We start from the raw sequence: 16,056 nt of genomic DNA on the forward strand, positions 1-16,056 counted from the left end.
CGGGCGCTTCGCCCCTTGGCCTTCCTCAGTTCAACAGCGGTCCGTCGGGCAGTTCGAACTCGCCGAGATCCACGCCCACGACTTGCCGCGCCAGCCGCCGGATGCTGCCGAGCTCCGCCGGCGTCGCGCCGTCGCGCACCGCTTCCATGCCGAACTCGCCGGGCTTCTGAAATTCGATATTGCGAAGCGCGCAAGAAACCAGGCGCGCAAATAGACCCGCCCGCATTTTCACCGCATCGCTATCGAAAAACCTCATCCCGTCCCTGACGTCGCGCGGGATCTCGAGAAGCGCCACCCCCGCGTCGCTTCGGCGGATCAAGGCGATCCGATACAATTCCTCCTTCCGCCAGGCCACGCTCGCGATGACGCTGTCCTTGCCCGCCCAATCGCGCAGGACGCCTTTTTCCGCCGCCGAATTCACCACGACAATTCTCTCCCAATAAATTACGCGCTCAATTCCCACCCGAGCAGCGCTCCGCCGCCGCTCAAAACCCCGGACGACTATGAGCCACGAAGCGCTCCGGCTCTGATCCGACATACATCCGATACGCCTGAATCCAATGGGTCCGAATAGCCCATTGCGCATTACCCAACCTCTCCCGACCCGCGCACACTTCTCGATGCAACACGTCTTCGAGAGTGTCCTTCACCTCCGCATTCCAAGGCTTGGTTATCCTGCTCTCCGGCCAAATATTCTTTATGTCGTTCGAGCCGCCCAGGGACAAAGGGATCAGGTGGTCGAGCTCATAGTCCCGTCGATCCACATTCGACAGACCATACATCCTGAACGCCTGCTTTCTCTCCGAACTATCAACGCTCCGCACTCTCGCCGCATAACCAGGTTCGCACATTTCCTCGAGGCTAACATCGACGACAGCCCCTGGCGTCAGGTCAGGATCCGGCAAAAGCCGTTCCTCCGGTTTAGCATTCAACATGACGATCAAACCACCGAGCCCTCCCAAGGCAATCGCTAGTCCCGCAAACCCCAGCATCCTGTGCGATGCCGCCTTGAATAGGTCCCCGAATGCCATGATCCGAGCCGTCTTCGGATCAGATGCTCCGGTAAATGTCTCACCCATCTTTCCGTCTCCGCCTTGTGGCTTCGTCGGATGAAACTTCATGTCGCTATTGCGCGAATCCAAAACCCGCGCGAGCGATTGCAGCAGGCCTCGACACGGGCGTCGCAAATCGCGACGCCTTCCCCGGCCCCGCACATGGCGCAAATTATCGCCCGCGCATGCCAGCTTTGCCCGCCGGCGGATCTTTCTTTGTCTTCGAGCTGCAGCATCCAGTGAGGACAGCGCTACATCGCAGCATCGCCACGCCCGCTGCTCGTTCTCAGCGCGCCGCCGGATCTCCAGCGCGAGAGTCACTGCCCGCGCGGAACAATCCGGCTCCAGCCGCGATCAAGGTCTCTATCCACACGTAGACGTCCTTGTGACGGCTTCGATTTGTCTCTTCTGTTAAGGTCGCTCGCGAGCAAAGTTAGCCAATCGCGCCTTTCGCGACATTCTCCTCAAAACACACCGCAACATGGACAACAGGCCATGGAAGCCAGTTTATCCTTAAAAGGCCGCTGTCACGTCCATGTCGTCCACGCAACCTCTTCAATGGCTAGATCTGGCCGAACGCCGGCTACGCCTCGATCGCCTAAGCCGCAACGCCGTCCGTCCAACTTTCTTCCCCTGGGCGTTCCGCCCATTCCTCGCGCACCAAGAAACTCGGCCGTCTGGCGTCCTTCGCTACGCTACGGCCCGCATGCGGGTGCGGCGGCGATCGCCTTCGGCCTTTCGATCGCCATCGAGGCCGCGATGGGCGCGGGTTCGAAGACAGCTATCAAGGAATATCAACATGGCTACCATTGGAACCTTCAAGAAGTCCACCAACGGCGAGATCCTCGGCGAAATCGTCACCCTCAGCCTGCAAGCCAAGAACGTCCGCATCGTTGCCGACCACAGCCGCTCCAACGACAACGCACCGAGCTACCGGGTCTACGTTGGGCGAATTGAGATAGGAGCTGCATGGGCCAAACGCTCCGCCGAAGACCGCGATTACCTCTCGGTCAAATTGGACGATCCGAGCTTCAACGCGCCGATCTACGCCAGCCTCTTCGATGACGAGAGCGGCGAAGGTTACACCCTCGTTTGGTCCCGCAGCCGTAGAGCGAATGGAGACTAAGATCAACTGCCAAGCCCCGCTCGGACAAACTGAGCGGGGCTCTGTCTGCGCCTTTCGGTTCTCGGGCGCGCGTCGAGATGCCGCCCGATTATGCCTGCCCTTGCGGTCTAGAGATGGTGTGCGTCGCGGAGCGCAGCCTCGCGCTCCGGCGTTTCGGGGCCCCTGATCACCTCACACGCGTCGAGGCAGACGTCGCCCCCGACCACGCACCAGGTCCGGCAAATTCGCGCCCAGCCCCGTGGCTCCCATTGCTCTTGACCCTCACCCGATCGCAGGCTTTTCTCCGCTATCGACTCCTCTCCTCCGCTCGCGGCCCTGTCATCGAGCTGGATCCACCCCCTGGACGAGATGGATGCCGAGCGGCCTTCCATCATGCCGCCCGCGCCCAGACCCAGGCCCGCGCTTTCGAGCGGGGCCATTATCCCCGCTATGGCAAGCCCAAGAACAGCCGACCCGGTCAGCATCAAACCCAACGACCAGAGAACGCTGATCCCCCGCCGCAAGCCGCCCCGAAGCATTTTGCGCCTTTTCCGCGGCCCAAATTCCCTTCCGCCCATGCCAAGCCTCCGACCATCTCGACGCGACAAACCGCGTGAATGGCCGACAGCATCCCCGCGGGATGCGCGAATAAGAAACTTGTCAAGGTCTTTCTTGGGCCACTGTAACGGCCTGCGCTTGCGCTCGGCTCATCCGATTGCCCTTCCTTTGAGCGCACGCCGGCTCTCGGGCCGCCGGCTCTCACTGCATGCGTGAGCCGATCTATTCTCCGGCGCCCCGCACTTTCTGAACCGCTCGTCAGCCGCGCATTCCCGCGGTTTGTGAGCGCCAGTACGGATGCTTGCATGCCGCGGCCCATATGGTCCAGAGACCGCAGGCGTCCGTCCAATATCCATCTTTGCGATGACATTGCTGCGAGCCCGCCTCGCGGGCCGGGCTCTATTCGCTCCGCGAACGAAGCCGTCCATGACGTCTTCGTCTTCGGTTACGATCCCATCTCGCGCCAGCCCAACCACCCAGCCAAAACCACAAGGCGCCACAGGCCCTCTTCAATCATGCCATCCCAACATTGCCGCCTTCGGCAATCATTCATTTTAGCCCCCATCACTTCGGTGATGGAGAACATTTCCTCATATGTCCGACGCCGCGCAAAGAGGCGCGCCGAACGGGGAAAGGGAGACTTGCTCCCTCTCCCCAGCAAGGCCATGGCGAGGGTATCCCCAACTTTCCGCGCGGTCCCCCCAATTATGCCGGGCGCAATGCGCGCGCCTGCCGCGCGCCACTTTCGTTTCTTGCCCCCGGCATAATCGGCTCGCTCCGGAAAGCGCTTGATCTTAATGTGCTGGTGCGCGGGCGCCCCTATGAACAAGCCCTGCCACGGCAATCTTATCATCGCACAGATCGCGCGGCGGCTGGCTTTCGAGTGCAACTAAAGACGAGCCAACATTGCATGGCGAAAGCCCGGCTAGTCCCGCGCCTTCCCATGCGGGCTGCAAATTTCGCCGACCTCGCGGTCGGCTTTCCCCTGCATCAGCATCCAGCCTCAACTCTGAAACCCGAGCTCCGCCCATGAAACCGATCCAAAAGAACTTCCAACGTAACGAACAGGCCCGCGCCCTCCGCGCCCGCGCCGGCAATGCCGGCGTTGCGATCCGCGTCGACACGCGACCAAAGGTTCAAAAGCCGAAAAAGGGAACGGGATCCTATTGCCGCGCATCGAAGCCCTGATGCCATTCTTCATTTCGCTCAACACCGAAACATCGGGCCGCCAGCCTCGGCCTCTTTAGCCGCGACCCGCTTCGTCCAAGGCGCTTTTGAGATCGGTCTGCGTGAAGTCGTTTCCTTTGAACAAGAGCGCAGCGCGATAAGCCCGCGCGGCCGCATAGGCGAAGCAATCCCCCATGTTCAATTGAGCCGGATGCCGGCCCTTGCCGAACTGCTCGAACGCGCGAACAGCGCTTCCCGCCATGCTCTCGCTGATCAGCACCACTTTTATCGACGCGACGTCCAGGAATTCACGAACGACCGTCCCGGCTTCCTCGCCGGTCCATTGGTTCTCACGCATCAGTGCGACGGTCGCCTCATAGATCGCGACAGGCGACGTATAGGGCGCCCTGGCGTCCCCGATCGCGGCCGCGAGCGCCGCCGCTTCGGGTTCCGCATTGAGAATCCCGACGATCGCGGATGCGTCGATCATCATTGCCCATCGCCCGACAGTTTGTCGAAAAACGCCTTGTCCGCGCGTTGGCCCGTTTTCGGCGCGCTGGCGACTTTCCGGACCAGAGGTTGCAGCCGCTCCCACAGCGGGATCTTCGCGCGCTCCCGCTCGAGTTCGTTTTCACAAGCCTCACGGATGCAATCCAGGATCGGCTTGCCTTTGACCCGCGCAAGTTCGCGGATAATTCGATCGGTTTCCGGGTCTTTGATGCTATAGGCCATTGGATACCTCATGTCGGATATACAAATACCTGACTCCAGGTATATCGACAAGTGAGGACACGGATCCTTCGACTCCAGGACCGAAGGCTCGCCCCCCGCCGGCGCCGATGGCTTCAAAACTCTCCCCGCCCCGATGACACCGAGGTTTCTAAAAAGCGCCCAGGCCCCCAAACCCCATCCGGTCGCGCGGCCCCGCCCGTCTCGAACGAGATCGACGCGACTGAACCCGCCCGTTCCATCCTGATGGATCTTGGGTCGAGGCAGCTGAACCATTTTCTTTCTTTCTGACCGCCCATTGTACCATGCGGTTCCACCACGCCTCGAGGACGAACGGTTCCCCCAATTTCGCCGATCGGAAAGAGCGCGCATGCGCGCACATTTTCTTTTTTTCGATCGACCAAATCGGCTCCCCCATTCGCCGCCTCCGGCGGCCGCTCCGCGCTCCTCGACCCGCGCCGACCCCGCATAGTCGGGCGCCTTTGTCATCAGACAAAGGAGATCAACAATGTCCGCCAATTCAAACATCCAAGCCAAAACCAATGTCGTGAAGCTCGACAAACAAAAGCTCAAGCCCACCAAGCGCGCCAAAAAAACACGCTGCCAAAAAGCTCCAGACCTCGCGCGCCGTCGCCGCCGCTGGAATCCTCGCCGTGGGCCTCGTCCTCGTCGGCCTCTCGCTCTCCCACCTTGCTGAAGGCGTCCAACTCGTCACCGGATCGGGAACCACGGGAGCGTGGCTCATGGCCGTCGGCATCGATCTCGGCTTCGTCGCACTCGAAGTCGCCCTGCTCGTTGCGCCCATCGACATCCGCCCCGCCGTCAGCCAATACGCCTCCCCGGCAATCGTCGGGACCCTCGCCACATCCGCCGAGATGAACGCCTTCGCCTTCGCCTCTCACGCGCAGGGCCTCATGATCTATCCCGCGATCGCCCTCGGATGCGCCGTACCCGCGCTGATCTTCGCTCTGACCAAAACCGGAGCCGCTCTCGCCTTCCAGAAACACTGACAGCCGACGAGGCGGGAGGCGAAAGTCTCCCGCTTCTTTTTCTCTTTCGCCAGGCGCGCGCAAAAGTTCCGCCTCGCGGGAAGCGTTCAGACCCGCTTCCATGCACCGCTCATTCGGCCGCCAACATCTCGAATGCCTCAATATCGAGTCCGACACGCGCGCCATCGACCACCGTGAATTTCTCCCCGTCGACCAACACGAGTTTCGCATGAACGGCGCGCGCCGCCGCCAACATCCATTTTTTCTGCTTCTCACTGAGTTTGGCGACATCGTTCACGACGAGGACGTCCCGTTCCTCGAGTAGATCCTCCTTCTTCTTCCATCTCCCAAGAATTCCATGCACGGCGACGCTCTTGATCCCGGTCCTCTTCTGGAAAGCCTTGGCCAGATCATAGGTCAGGCCAACTCCGCGAATCCGCAATCCCTCGGCCTCCCACGCCTTCGCCGCCTCGCTCAATCCGCCCGCGCCGATCGACCGTCCCGCACTGTCTTCGAAGGACCGCACGTCGGCCGCCTCCTTGGGCCCCATCAAGCCACCCGACGTCCGCGTCGAAAAACATTCCTCGCCATCGTCACCGACGCCGAGCCGAACAATGCCAGTCGAGGACTCGACCCTGCTCAGCGCAATGAGAAATTGTTCCTCGTCCGCGGTGCGTTCTTTCACGAATTTCGCCAGATCCCGACGCGAAAATGACCGCCCTACTTGAACCAGCGCCTCCAGCGCGAGCCCCGGCTCGGCGATGATCCTCTCGCCATTCCACCACGCGGTTTCCACATCAACGACCGACGCGTGCTCAAGCCAGCCGACCCTCGGCGGCTCGAGCCCGCGGCCTCGAACAGAATTGGCCCTATCGTCGATCCGCTCCTTACGACCGGCATCTGCAAGACATTTATTTGCAAGCGACGCCCATTGCTTCCGCCACTTCAGCAATTCCTTTGGACTGTTCCACACCCGCTGCTTCTTGCCGAACCCCGCAGCCGAAATCTCGCGCATCGAAAGAAGCGCATGGGCATAGACCATCTCGCGCCCATCGGTGCCGACCACTCCGTGAATGCTAAAATCCACGACCATCCCCATGCCGACAAACAAATCGCCTAAAAATTGGCGCGCCAAACGAATTCCCTCGACGCGCGACAATTCACCCGGAATGACGAGCTCAACCTCTCGAGCCAGTTGGGCGTCCTTGCGCCCCTCGGTCGCTTCGACTTCATTCCACAAGACCTCTCGATCAAGCCACCGATCCGGCCCATTTTTCGGCAGCAGCATCTCCGAATGCACAATGTCCAAGACGGCGGAGAAATCGTGATCCTCGCCAAGCCGGTCGTCATGCAATTTCGATCTCGAACAATAAGCCGCCGCCGCCACCACGCTCCGCCCTTGCGACCGACTCACCGTTTTCACGTTCAAATAATAAATCGCCATCGATCTTCCCTGACATTCGCGCCGGCCGGACCGATGTCCAACCACAACGTTCATCCGAAAGACCGAAGCTCCCCGGCGACCGCGCGAACGCCAAAGCGCAAAAAATTGTCGCGCGACCGAATCGATCGGCGGCGCGACATTGAGAAGCGCTCCGCGCGTCGCCGCCACCCTCTTAATCTGGACCAATCAGCGCGACGTGCGATCGCGGATCCCACTTCGTCCGCACCTTCACCCGCGCCTCCCTAAGTAAAAGGCCACCAATCCAGCGCGAAATCTTTCAACGTCTTCGGCAAGCTCCGCGTCTCACGCGGAAGCAATTCGTTGATCTGGCACATCCAACGACCCTCGCTCGCCAACGCGACCTTTGTCGTCACGCATCGCGCTAAGGCCTCCGTCGCCGGCTCGTCTTCCCAGGCACGCCATTGGTAGCCGCCGAAGAGAAGGCCCAAGGCCACCGCACTCGTGATAAACGCTTGCCGCATCGCTACCCGCCGGTTGTGCGTCGTTTCCCGCACCACCAGCCATTGCTGCGTCCGCGAAACCAAACTCGCGCCCATATTTTTTGCAACCTCGGCGACCGTCTTCTCCTGCTCTCGCTTCGATTGCTCCACCGCGACCTGGGCAAGGGCGACCGCCTTCGTACCGCCCTCAATCAGCACCTTCAGCTTCCTCACCTCGCCATCCGAAGCGCGCTCAAGCGATGAAATCTTTGCCTCCATAGATGCGTCCATACGCCCAAGGACCTCCGCGAATTGCACGACGAAATCCGTCAATGATTTAACGAAAATTCCAAGGGGCCCCGACGACTCGATGCCATCTCGCCACGCCGCCTTTCCCAACGCCTGCGCCGCCTCGCGCAATTGCGCCACAACCGGCACGGCCTCCTTCTCGCTTTTTTGCGCCTCCTTCACGGCAGCCACTCCCCAACGTCATTTTCCTGAATTTCACGCTCGAGGTGTTTGATCCATTTTTTGGCGTCAAACTGCCACATTGGATCAATCGGCCGTCCATCTTTCCGCTTTCCGTAAGCCGCCGCTTCGTAAAAATTCAGCCCGCACTGCCGAATCTTCTCCATATAAATCAAGCGCGGCATTTGCAGGATTCGAAACCCTGGTCCCTCCAATTCCTCCAATTCTGGTCGTTCAAGGATAGCGTCAAACTCCCCGTCCGCAGTCTTGCCCGCCCGCACGAGATTGTGGTTCAACACCAAAATCACTCTCCGCGTCTGGAAGAATCCCGCGCGCTTTATCGTCAAGAGATGCTCGAAATCCTCCGGGTCCGGACCCATTGTCCCAAGGAACAAGGGCTCAACCTCATGCTCCTCGCAAAACTCAACCAAATCGAGTTCCCGGCACGACTCCGCCAACGCCTGATCCCCAGCTCCCAGATCAAGCACCAGCGAAACTCTCTCTTGCGCCATTTTCGACACAAGACCGCGAATCCACTCTTTTACATCCGGCGTTTCGTCCGACTTCGGCAGAAACGCCCCTCCTGGCGTCCCTGGCGCATAGAGTGCAGCCAAAGTCGCGTTACGCCTATCGCCGTCGCCGACCAGGACCGACCGTCCCTCGATCCTCGCTCTCTGAATGAGGAAATCGAGAAACGTGGATCCTCCCGTCCGGCCACGCCCGTTCCGGACTACCAAAACCGGCCGTCCCTGCACTATCTTGGCATTGTCAATCGCGCATTCCATCATCTTCTCCTTTTTCAATCCGCGCCCAGGCCGGATTTTTGGACTTCTCCAATCGTTCCTTGATCACGCGCTTGTTGCGCTCGACCGAGCTTTCGGGTTGTCCGTCAGGCCGGGTGAGAACCCTCGCCTCCGACGTGCTTCCGCTGCCAACAGCGGCCAGCGGCGGACCTATCGGCGCCGGCGCAGTTCCCGCTCGCCTGGTCGTTCCAAACCCGGCGATAAGTTCGCGCTGCTTCGCCAGCCTCTCGGCTTCCTGCGTCGCCAGGCGCTCATTCTCCGCGAGAACATCCCGGCAAACCCGCCACCAAACCTTCCGCACCGCCCGGCTTGTTGGCCGCTTTCCCCTCGCCCCAAAAATGCCGGCGTCACTGAGCCGCTCCGCGATCGCCTCCCCGGACGGGTTCTTTTTTGCGACCCATTCCGCGACCGATTCGTAATGCTCGCGCAGCCATCGGTAGACGTCGCCGTGCCCCCGATACGCTCCCTTTTCGATTTCCCTGGAACCAGCCATACCCAACGCCTCATCCGCTCACGTTGTACTCGCGAGCGAAGGCTTGGTTATGCGCGAATACAAAATGACACTCTTTGCGCCGCGCTCGGATCGAGCAGTCATGAGGCGCGCTAGCTGGCCGACCAAGCGCATAGCGCTTCCGCCCGCTATGCCTTACAAAAAGGGCGCGCCCCAACTGCCCGCGCGACTCCGCGCGCAACGCCACCCCAGTCCATCGCCGGGCCGTCTCCGGTCCATCCGGTCCGCCGCCGGGCCATCCACGGGCCACGAAAAACGCCAAAAAATCCGATGTATAATGCACCATTGCATCGAAGATGCTGCGGCCCCTGCGGGGCCGGCGCAGCCGCTACGCGCTGCGCGAGCGCAACACCACAGCACTCGCCTATGTTGAATGAGAAAAGTGGAAGTGAGCGGGCGCGATTTTGCATTCGCGCAACGCGCTCCGACGCCTGTTGAAGGCCTGCCGGACGACTTGCCAATGATTGGCGTCTTCGCTGCGCGGCCTCAAACTGACATTGGGCGCGCCTGCCAAGTCGCCGACAACGCCCATGAGTTCAATAAGGTGAGAGAATATGCTTGATGGTCACACGCAGCCCAATGGCGCGCAGAACGAGACCCCTCCGGTCGAATTCACATTCGAAGATCAAACGGTCCGCACGATCACGAAAGACGGCGAGATCTGGTTTATCGCCGCCGATGTCTGTAGGGCGCTCGAAATCAAAGACACGAGTCAAGCAGTCGAGCGACTCGACAATGATGAAAAGGGCACGTGTAAAATACGGACCCTTGGCGGGGAGCAATCGCTGCTCTCCGTGAACGAATTTGGCCTCTACAACTTAATTCTCAGGAGCAATAAAGCGGAGGCCAAGCGGTTTCAGCGGTGGGTCACGCACGAAGTGCTCCCGTCGATCCGCAACACCGGCAAGTACGAAGCCAAGCAGCAGGATGACGATCCACAAATTGAAATCAATATTGACGCCATTCGTTTCCCCCGACCCCGCGTCGGCCGGTACGTGCTGACCGTCCTCCCAAATGGAGAATACCATTTCTTCAAGACAACATTCGACTCAATTCTCGTTGAAGACGATCACCTTAACCTAAAGCTCCTCGCGCTTTCGCTGAATACGATAAAGGTCTTTTGGCAAAAAACACGTGTGCTGCTTTCATTATTTGACAAAGTCGTGCCCGAACATGCGCCCTTGCTGCGTGACCTCGAAGTCGCCATCGACAATGGCGCTGTGATCGCGGATCGAGTTCTGCACAATTTTGCGGAAAGCAACGCCGAGCCAGCCTCCACCCACAGCATGCGAGGTTAAAGCGCGCTGCGGAACGAACCCGGGACGCTTCGGCCCTTCGACGCTGGCGGAAGCGATTCTCGTCGCATCGCGAGTTCGCGCGGATCGCTCCTCGCCTTGCTAAAGGCTGGGGACCTGGCTCGCTGCCCAAATCCAGGCTGTGCGACTTTGCGCCAAAACCCCGATGGCCGAAGCCCTTACGCGCAGCTCAATGCCAACCAAATCACATAGGCGACACATGAAACGTGACGACAAAGAGCCGCGCCGCGATCAGAAAACGATCCTTGCGGCCGAAACTCTCGTATCCATCGCAGGCGGAAAGACTATCGCCGACAGCCGCGTCGTGGCTGAGATGTTCGGGAAAGAGCATCAACATATTCTGCGCTCAATTGACCATCCGCGGGGTGAGGCTCGCCACTGAAACGCTCGCACGGAAGTCGCACGAACGCGATACGAGTTCGTCCATCTCATTCGCGCAAGTCCACCCTCAAATGTCCAGGTCCCGAACAAGGAGCCTCGGACATGAACCCTATCGCCGAACAAGCAACCTCATTCTCGGCCGCCGCCGAAGCCGCCCCTACGATCGATCTCTCGACGCCAAAATTCGTTCTGCCATTAGGACGCGGCCGGAGCGGTAAAAGCCTTCTCGCCCGCTGGCTTGTGGAGCGCGCCCGCTCGCAACGCCGAGAGGTCGTCGTCGCCGACGCGGATCGCATCACTCCGTCCCTGTCGCCCTATTTCCAGGACGCCCTCAGACTTTCAGGCCGATCAGAGCCGGACGTCCTTGCCTGGTTTTGCGCCATCGGCGACCGTCAAATCGACGAAAGGCTCAGCGCTGTCGTCGATCTTGGGCCCGGCGCCGACACACTCGATGACCTGAGAAAGCTCGGCTGCCTCTCCGTCTTGGCGGACGCCCAAATTCGTCAGATTGCCATCCACGTCGTCGGACCAAATCCCGCCGATCTTTCATACCTCGCCTATCTGGACAAATTGCTCCCCTTCGCGACGACGATCATCGTCCTCAACGAAGCGCTTTCGGACCGCTCCCCGGAGACGGCGTTCGACCAAGTCATCGCCCATCATCTCGTCACGAACGCCATTTCCCGCGGCGCCAAAACGATCCGGATGCCCACGCTTCACCGTTCATCCGACATAGAAGTTCAGCGCCTGTCTTTCGCCGCGGCAAAAGCCGGCCTTTCTCCGGTTGGAGCCGCCAGGATCAGTCCGTTTACGAGTGAATACACGGCGCTCTGGCTGCAAAAGATGGAAACCAATTTCGCGCCGGTTGCTCACTTGCTGCCCTGACCCGACGAAAAGGGGGCCTGCGACCCCGCGCGGCGCGCCTCGACGATCCGCGCGAAGGTCCCCTCTTCCGAAAATGCCGCGGGCCGACAAACCCCTTCTCCATATGTGGACCCTGAAATGAGCGATCAATCCAAAGAACCCCTCGCCCGGATCGAGGCCAAAGCCGATGAAATCGCGGCCGCGGTCAGAGACCAGAACGATCAGCTTCGCATAACAAACGCACGGCTCGACGAACTCGTCACGCTTCTCACGCCAAAAGAGAGCGACCCCGGAGAGCCAACCCTGGGCGACCTCCTCGCCCATCTGATCGCTCTGGGCGGCGAGCAACTCACCCTCGCGCGCAAGACGGTCGATCTGCTCATCGACATGCGGCAAGACCTGCCGGAAGACACCGTCCGGGCGGCTGAGGCGCGCCTCGCCGCAAAGCCGGGCGCCTGACCGTGATCACCTTCCGAAAATTCGCCGCGGGGTCGAACGGCAAGCTCATCCGGATGTATTTCACCGAAACCAGCCCCGGCGAGGCCAACGAGCCGGCCCTCGACGCCGCCGGCCGCCTCCTCGATCCAGGCGGCCGGCTCACCAGCTATTACACGGCGCGCAATATCGGTCCGATCTGGCGGCAAGACATGCCGGCCTCAGTCGCGCAAGCCCTTGGCCTCGATCCCAATCGCGCGCCGCAGAACGAGGAGCTCGATCGGCTGTTCGAGGGCAAGCGGGCCGACACCGGCGCGGCTTGGTCCAGAAATAAGCGCGAAATCAGCGGTTACGACTTCACCTTCTCGCCGCACAAATCCGTCACCCTTGCGGCCGAGTTCGCCGCGAGCCCCGCCGAGTCCGCCGCGATCCGCGAGGCAATCTGGCGCGCCAACGAAGCGGCGATGCGCTATATCGCGCAAGAGATCGGATATGCGCGGCGGGGGAATGGCGGCCAGGACGGCGCCGAGCCGGGTGACGTCGGTTGGGTCAGCTTCCGCCATCATATAGCCCGGCCGACCCTGCCGGTCAGGGACGGGCGGACGGGAGCCACCTATCTCATGGAAGCGCCGATCGCCGGCGACCCGCATGACCATATCCACAATGCAATGTTCAATCTCGTCGTCACCGAGGACGGCCGCGTCGGCTCGCTCGACACCCAGCGGCTGCATTCACGCGTCCACGAGTTCGGCGCCTTCGCGCAAGCGGTCCTCGCCGACGAATTGCGCCGGCTCGGCGTAAGCGTCGGATATGACGAAAAAGAACAGGCCGTCGTCGCGCTGGCCATTCCTCAGATCGCCGTCGAGACGTTCAGCAAAAGTCGCGAACAGATCCTCGGCAACGCCAAAGCCTTCGCCGACGCCCAAGGCCTCGATTGGAATGAGATTTCCGCTGAGAAAAAGGCCGAAATTCTCTCGCAAGCCGGTCTCGCCGCGCGCCTCGAGAAGCACGGGAGCAAAAACGACCGCGATATCTGGCGGTCGCAGGCCGACGCCATAGGCTGGACGCACAAGACCGTCCTTAAGGAGGTGGAGCATCCTGTCCTCGCCGCCGCGGAACGCTTCGAACGAGCCTATGCGTTCGCGGCGCACCATCTCGCCCGCGAATTCCACACGGCGGCCGTCATTGATCACGACAAGCTCCGCACCTATGCCGCGCGAGGGCTGATCGCGGCGGGCGTCGCCGGCGGCGACAAGGATATCGACCACGTCGTCGCGCTCATCGAACGGAAAGGCATCGAGCTCAAGGGAGAGAATGTCTCTCTGGTCTCCGCATGGCTCAAAACCAAATCCGCCAGCGGCAGCACGAAGGAAGCTCTGCGCGTCACCAATTCCGCCCAGATCCGCGTCGAAGAGAATTTGAAACGGGAGGCCGCGCGCGCGGCGCTCGACAAATCCGGGGCGCTCCCCACCGCGGCAATCCGGCAAGCGATCGCCGGTTCCGGACTGGATTTCGAGAGCGAACCCGATCACGGTGCGGCCCAAAAGGCAGCGATCTATGCGCTCGGCCGCGGCGGCGCGCTCACCCTCCTCACTGGCGTCGCCGGCGCCGGCAAATCGACTTTGCTGCGCCCCCTCGTCACCGCCTGGAAGGCGGATACGCGCTTTGATGCGCGCGGGCGCGAGATCATCGGCGTCTCCACCGCGTGGAACCAGGCCGACCAATTACAGGACACGGGCATCGAATGGACCCGCGCCCTCGATCCTTTCTTGAAGGCCGTCGAAAAGGGCGAGATCCTGCCGACGCGGAACACCATCCTCGTCATCGACGAAATCAGCCAGATCGCGCCGCGCCCGATGCTCCAGCTGCTCGACCTCCAAGCCCGCACCGGCATGACCATCAAAGCCCTCGGCGACCGGGAGCAAGCGCAGGCGATCGAAGCCGGCGACACGATCGAGATTATCCGCCGGGCCTTGCCGAAATCCGAGCGGCCAGAGATTCTGAGCACTATCCGCCAGTTGAAGAACCGCGACCGAGAAATCGCCGGGCTCTTTCGAGACGCCAACGCAAAAGAGGCGCTCGAGATGAAACGGGACGATGGCACGGCGATCCTCGCTGGCGGCGATTATGACCAAGTCGTCGCCAGGATCGCCGACCTCTATCTCACCCGGCGCGACATTCTGCGGGCGGCGGGCTCGAAGCGCGGAATCACCATCTCTGCCCTCACCAATGAGGACGCCGCCAATATCAGTAAGGCGATCCGATCGCGCCTCAAGGAGCGCGGCGAAATCGGCGCCAACGAGATCGTCTATAAAGCCGTCGCGCCCGGCGGAGATAAGGACCGTCGTCTTTTCGAGCTGCCGGTCGCCATCGGCGACAGCCTTCGCCTCTATCAGCGCACCCGAGCCTCCGTCGACGGCAAGAACGTTCCCTTCGGCAACAATGGCCATATCGTCAAAATCGTCAGCCAAAACGCCGATGGCCTCGTCCTCGAGGACAAAAGGGGGCGCATTGGCGAAGCTACCTGGGATAACCTGATCGATAAAAAGACGGGCCGCCTTGTGCTCGGGTTCGGCCATGCGTTGACGATCGACGCGGCGCAGGGACTCACCTCCGACGAGCATATCAACGCCCTTCCTCGAGGAACGGCCGGCATTACCGCCTTCAAGGCCTATGTCGCGGAAAGCCGCGCCAAGGGCGACACCTGGACGATTATCTCGGAAGCGGCCGTCTTCGAGGCTGAAAAGCGAAGCCGGGCTCTTGGCGACGCCAAGCCTGTCGAATTCGCGGACCTCTGGCGGCGTATCGGCGCCGATATGTCGGAGAAGCCCTATAAGGCCCTCGCGCTCGATCTCGTCGACGCCACCCGGCGGGCCCGCAACCGCACGGTCGATTCCTTCATCAGCCAGAGTCACACGCTTCACGCGTGGGCCTCCCAAGGCCACGACGCCGGCAGGCGCGCGCGGGAGACGGCGCAAGAGAAAACGTTGAGCGCGAAACTTGCCGACCAGATCGCCGCGTTAAACGAAGCCGTCAAGCGAAACGTCGCCCAGTTCCGAGACGCCATCCAGGGCGTCGACGCTCAACTGCGCGGCAAGCGCGTCGAGCCGCAGGGCCCGCGGCAGGCGCCCGAGGCGGCCCCAACCGCGGCCCCCGCCCCTCAACCGTCGTCACCGTCACCCGGTCCCTGATCTAAAATCAGAGGGCGACGCCGGCGGCCCAACGCTCGGAGGGTCGGCGCCTCGCGAGACCTGCTTCACTTCGATCCGGCTTTCGGCAATGCTGCCGCCTTCAATTTGGACAAGGCGCGGATCGTCACACGGACGCTTGCGGGCTTCGCGGCCCCCTTGATCATTTCGCCGGTGGCCGGATTGCGAACCAAGGTTCCAGCCTTTCGAGCCGGCACTTTGCGAAGAGACACCTTCAGAAGTCCTGGCAAAGCAAACTCGCCGACGCCGCGCGGATGCACAGACCCGAGAAATACGCCTTCCAATGTGGCGTAGACCGCCGCGGCGGTCTTGCGAGGAATGTCGTTCTTCTCGGCAAGCAAATTTATGAGCGCCGACTTGGTCAAGGTGTCTTTGACCGGGGGAACGCCGACGGCTTCGGGTTTGCTTACCTTTTTAGTTGCTACGGGCTTGCTGCTTTTTGCTTTTGCCATAAGAACTCCCTGCGTCGCACAAGCAGTTCGCAAGGCTCGTGCGCGCGCCATTTCCAAACCCGCGTGCTAACGATTTAAGGATTGATTTGCAATCCTAAGGCGGCTCCTTCGCAACGCCGCTCCTCGCGGCAAG

At 61.3% G+C, this 16,056-nt stretch carries 17 protein-coding genes; 6 read left to right on the plus strand and 11 right to left on the minus strand.

The window, feature by feature from the left end; all coding sequences use genetic code 11:
- Nucleotides 1-25: 25 nt before the first annotated feature.
- Nucleotides 26-424 carry a hypothetical protein gene (locus RZS28_RS18585; protein WP_407341202.1) on the minus strand — a complete coding sequence of 133 codons (399 nt, stop codon included), beginning with the start codon at nt 422-424 and terminating at the stop codon, nt 26-28.
- Nucleotides 425-485: 61 nt separating this feature from the next.
- On the minus strand, nt 486-1,079 hold the full coding sequence (locus RZS28_RS18590; protein WP_407341203.1) for an HNH endonuclease: 594 nt from the start codon (nt 1,077-1,079) through the stop codon (nt 486-488).
- 772 nt (nt 1,080-1,851) lie between these two features.
- Here RZS28_RS18590 and RZS28_RS18595 point away from each other — a divergent pair.
- Nucleotides 1,852-2,178: a DUF736 domain-containing protein gene (locus tag RZS28_RS18595; protein ID WP_318655165.1), complete on the plus strand. Its 327-nt coding sequence runs from the start codon at nt 1,852-1,854 to the stop codon at nt 2,176-2,178.
- Nucleotides 2,179-2,285: 107 nt separating this feature from the next.
- On the opposite strand, the gene RZS28_RS18600 is transcribed toward RZS28_RS18595, so the two are convergent.
- The 3 genes from RZS28_RS18600 to RZS28_RS18610 form a co-directional block, all read right to left on the minus strand.
- Nucleotides 2,286-2,696, minus strand: coding sequence for a hypothetical protein (locus RZS28_RS18600; protein WP_318655166.1), 411 nt, complete (start codon nt 2,694-2,696; stop codon nt 2,286-2,288).
- Between the two features lie 1,262 nt (nt 2,697-3,958).
- The gene (locus tag RZS28_RS18605; RefSeq protein WP_318655167.1) at nt 3,959-4,375 is read right to left on the minus strand and encodes a type II toxin-antitoxin system VapC family toxin; all 417 of its coding nucleotides are present in this window, start codon (nt 4,373-4,375) and stop codon (nt 3,959-3,961) included.
- Complete coding sequence (locus RZS28_RS18610) at nt 4,372-4,665, minus strand: type II toxin-antitoxin system VapB family antitoxin (RefSeq protein ID WP_407341204.1); 294 nt, start codon at nt 4,663-4,665, stop codon at nt 4,372-4,374. The genes RZS28_RS18605 and RZS28_RS18610 overlap by 4 nt, the downstream gene beginning before the upstream one ends.
- 599 nt (nt 4,666-5,264) lie before the next feature.
- On the opposite strand from RZS28_RS18610, the gene RZS28_RS18615 reads away from it, so the two are divergent.
- Entirely contained in the window at nt 5,265-5,621 is a 357-nt protein-coding gene (locus RZS28_RS18615; RefSeq protein ID WP_318655169.1) for a hypothetical protein, read from the plus strand.
- A 109-nt stretch (nt 5,622-5,730) separates the two neighbouring features.
- On the opposite strand, the gene mobQ is transcribed toward RZS28_RS18615, so the two are convergent.
- From mobQ to RZS28_RS18635, 4 genes are all read right to left on the minus strand, one after another.
- Nucleotides 5,731-7,044, minus strand: a complete 1,314-nt coding sequence (mobQ, locus tag RZS28_RS18620; protein ID WP_318655170.1) for a MobQ family relaxase — start codon at nt 7,042-7,044, stop codon at nt 5,731-5,733.
- 242 nt (nt 7,045-7,286) lie between these two features.
- Nucleotides 7,287-7,955, minus strand: a complete 669-nt coding sequence (locus RZS28_RS18625) for a hypothetical protein (protein ID WP_318655171.1) — start codon at nt 7,953-7,955, stop codon at nt 7,287-7,289.
- On the minus strand, nt 7,952-8,740 hold the full coding sequence (locus RZS28_RS18630) for a hypothetical protein (protein ID WP_407341205.1): 789 nt from the start codon (nt 8,738-8,740) through the stop codon (nt 7,952-7,954). Before RZS28_RS18630 ends, RZS28_RS18625 begins: the two co-directional genes overlap by 4 nt.
- Nucleotides 8,721-9,248 (minus strand): hypothetical protein, encoded by a 528-nt coding sequence (locus tag RZS28_RS18635; protein ID WP_318655173.1) that lies wholly within the window; start codon nt 9,246-9,248, stop codon nt 8,721-8,723. The genes RZS28_RS18630 and RZS28_RS18635 overlap by 20 nt, the downstream gene beginning before the upstream one ends.
- 572 nt (nt 9,249-9,820) lie before the next feature.
- Between RZS28_RS18635 and RZS28_RS18640 the strand changes: the two genes are divergently transcribed.
- Nucleotides 9,821-10,564, plus strand: coding sequence for a Bro-N domain-containing protein (locus tag RZS28_RS18640; RefSeq protein ID WP_318655175.1), 744 nt, complete (start codon nt 9,821-9,823; stop codon nt 10,562-10,564).
- Nucleotides 10,565-10,766: 202 nt separating this feature from the next.
- On the opposite strand, the gene RZS28_RS18645 is transcribed toward RZS28_RS18640, so the two are convergent.
- Nucleotides 10,767-10,919, minus strand: a complete 153-nt coding sequence (locus tag RZS28_RS18645; RefSeq protein WP_407341206.1) for a hypothetical protein — start codon at nt 10,917-10,919, stop codon at nt 10,767-10,769.
- A 146-nt stretch (nt 10,920-11,065) separates the two neighbouring features.
- Between RZS28_RS18645 and RZS28_RS18650 the strand changes: the two genes are divergently transcribed.
- From RZS28_RS18650 to mobF, 3 genes are all read left to right on the plus strand, one after another.
- Complete coding sequence (locus tag RZS28_RS18650; protein WP_318655177.1) at nt 11,066-11,848, plus strand: hypothetical protein; 783 nt, start codon at nt 11,066-11,068, stop codon at nt 11,846-11,848.
- 117 nt (nt 11,849-11,965) lie between these two features.
- Nucleotides 11,966-12,286, plus strand: coding sequence for a hypothetical protein (locus RZS28_RS18655; RefSeq protein WP_318655178.1), 321 nt, complete (start codon nt 11,966-11,968; stop codon nt 12,284-12,286).
- Between the two features lie 2 nt (nt 12,287-12,288).
- Nucleotides 12,289-15,453 carry a MobF family relaxase gene (mobF, locus tag RZS28_RS18660; protein WP_318655179.1) on the plus strand — a complete coding sequence of 1,055 codons (3,165 nt, stop codon included), beginning with the start codon at nt 12,289-12,291 and terminating at the stop codon, nt 15,451-15,453.
- Between the two features lie 65 nt (nt 15,454-15,518).
- On the opposite strand, the gene RZS28_RS18665 is transcribed toward mobF, so the two are convergent.
- Entirely contained in the window at nt 15,519-15,923 is a 405-nt protein-coding gene (locus RZS28_RS18665; RefSeq protein ID WP_318655180.1) for an HU family DNA-binding protein, read from the minus strand.
- Between the last annotated feature and the right edge of the window lie 133 nt (nt 15,924-16,056).

Origin of the sequence: Methylocapsa polymorpha, assembly GCF_045689225.1 — a bacterium.
Taxonomy (GTDB): domain Bacteria; phylum Pseudomonadota; class Alphaproteobacteria; order Rhizobiales; family Beijerinckiaceae; genus Methylocapsa; species Methylocapsa polymorpha.

Excerpts from the sequence above, each read along its gene's own strand:
- RZS28_RS18605 (WP_318655167.1), bottom strand. The coding sequence starts at position 4,375 with ATGATGATCGACGCATCCGCGATCGTCGGGATTCTCAATGCGGAACCC.
- RZS28_RS18655 (WP_318655178.1), top strand. The coding sequence starts at position 11,966 with ATGAGCGATCAATCCAAAGAACCCCTCGCCCGGATCGAGGCCAAAGCC.
- RZS28_RS18650 (WP_318655177.1), top strand. The coding sequence starts at position 11,066 with ATGAACCCTATCGCCGAACAAGCAACCTCATTCTCGGCCGCCGCCGAA.
- RZS28_RS18640 (WP_318655175.1), top strand. The coding sequence starts at position 9,821 with ATGCTTGATGGTCACACGCAGCCCAATGGCGCGCAGAACGAGACCCCT.
- RZS28_RS18665 (WP_318655180.1), bottom strand. The coding sequence starts at position 15,923 with ATGGCAAAAGCAAAAAGCAGCAAGCCCGTAGCAACTAAAAAGGTAAGC.
- RZS28_RS18600 (WP_318655166.1), bottom strand. The coding sequence starts at position 2,696 with ATGCTTCGGGGCGGCTTGCGGCGGGGGATCAGCGTTCTCTGGTCGTTG.
- RZS28_RS18645 (WP_407341206.1), bottom strand. The coding sequence starts at position 10,919 with ATGTTGATGCTCTTTCCCGAACATCTCAGCCACGACGCGGCTGTCGGC.
- RZS28_RS18595 (WP_318655165.1), top strand. The coding sequence starts at position 1,852 with ATGGCTACCATTGGAACCTTCAAGAAGTCCACCAACGGCGAGATCCTC.
- RZS28_RS18635 (WP_318655173.1), bottom strand. The coding sequence starts at position 9,248 with ATGGCTGGTTCCAGGGAAATCGAAAAGGGAGCGTATCGGGGGCACGGC.
- RZS28_RS18630 (WP_407341205.1), bottom strand. The coding sequence starts at position 8,740 with ATGATGGAATGCGCGATTGACAATGCCAAGATAGTGCAGGGACGGCCG.
- RZS28_RS18590 (WP_407341203.1), bottom strand. The coding sequence starts at position 1,079 with ATGGGTGAGACATTTACCGGAGCATCTGATCCGAAGACGGCTCGGATC.
- mobQ (WP_318655170.1), bottom strand. The coding sequence starts at position 7,044 with ATGGCGATTTATTATTTGAACGTGAAAACGGTGAGTCGGTCGCAAGGG.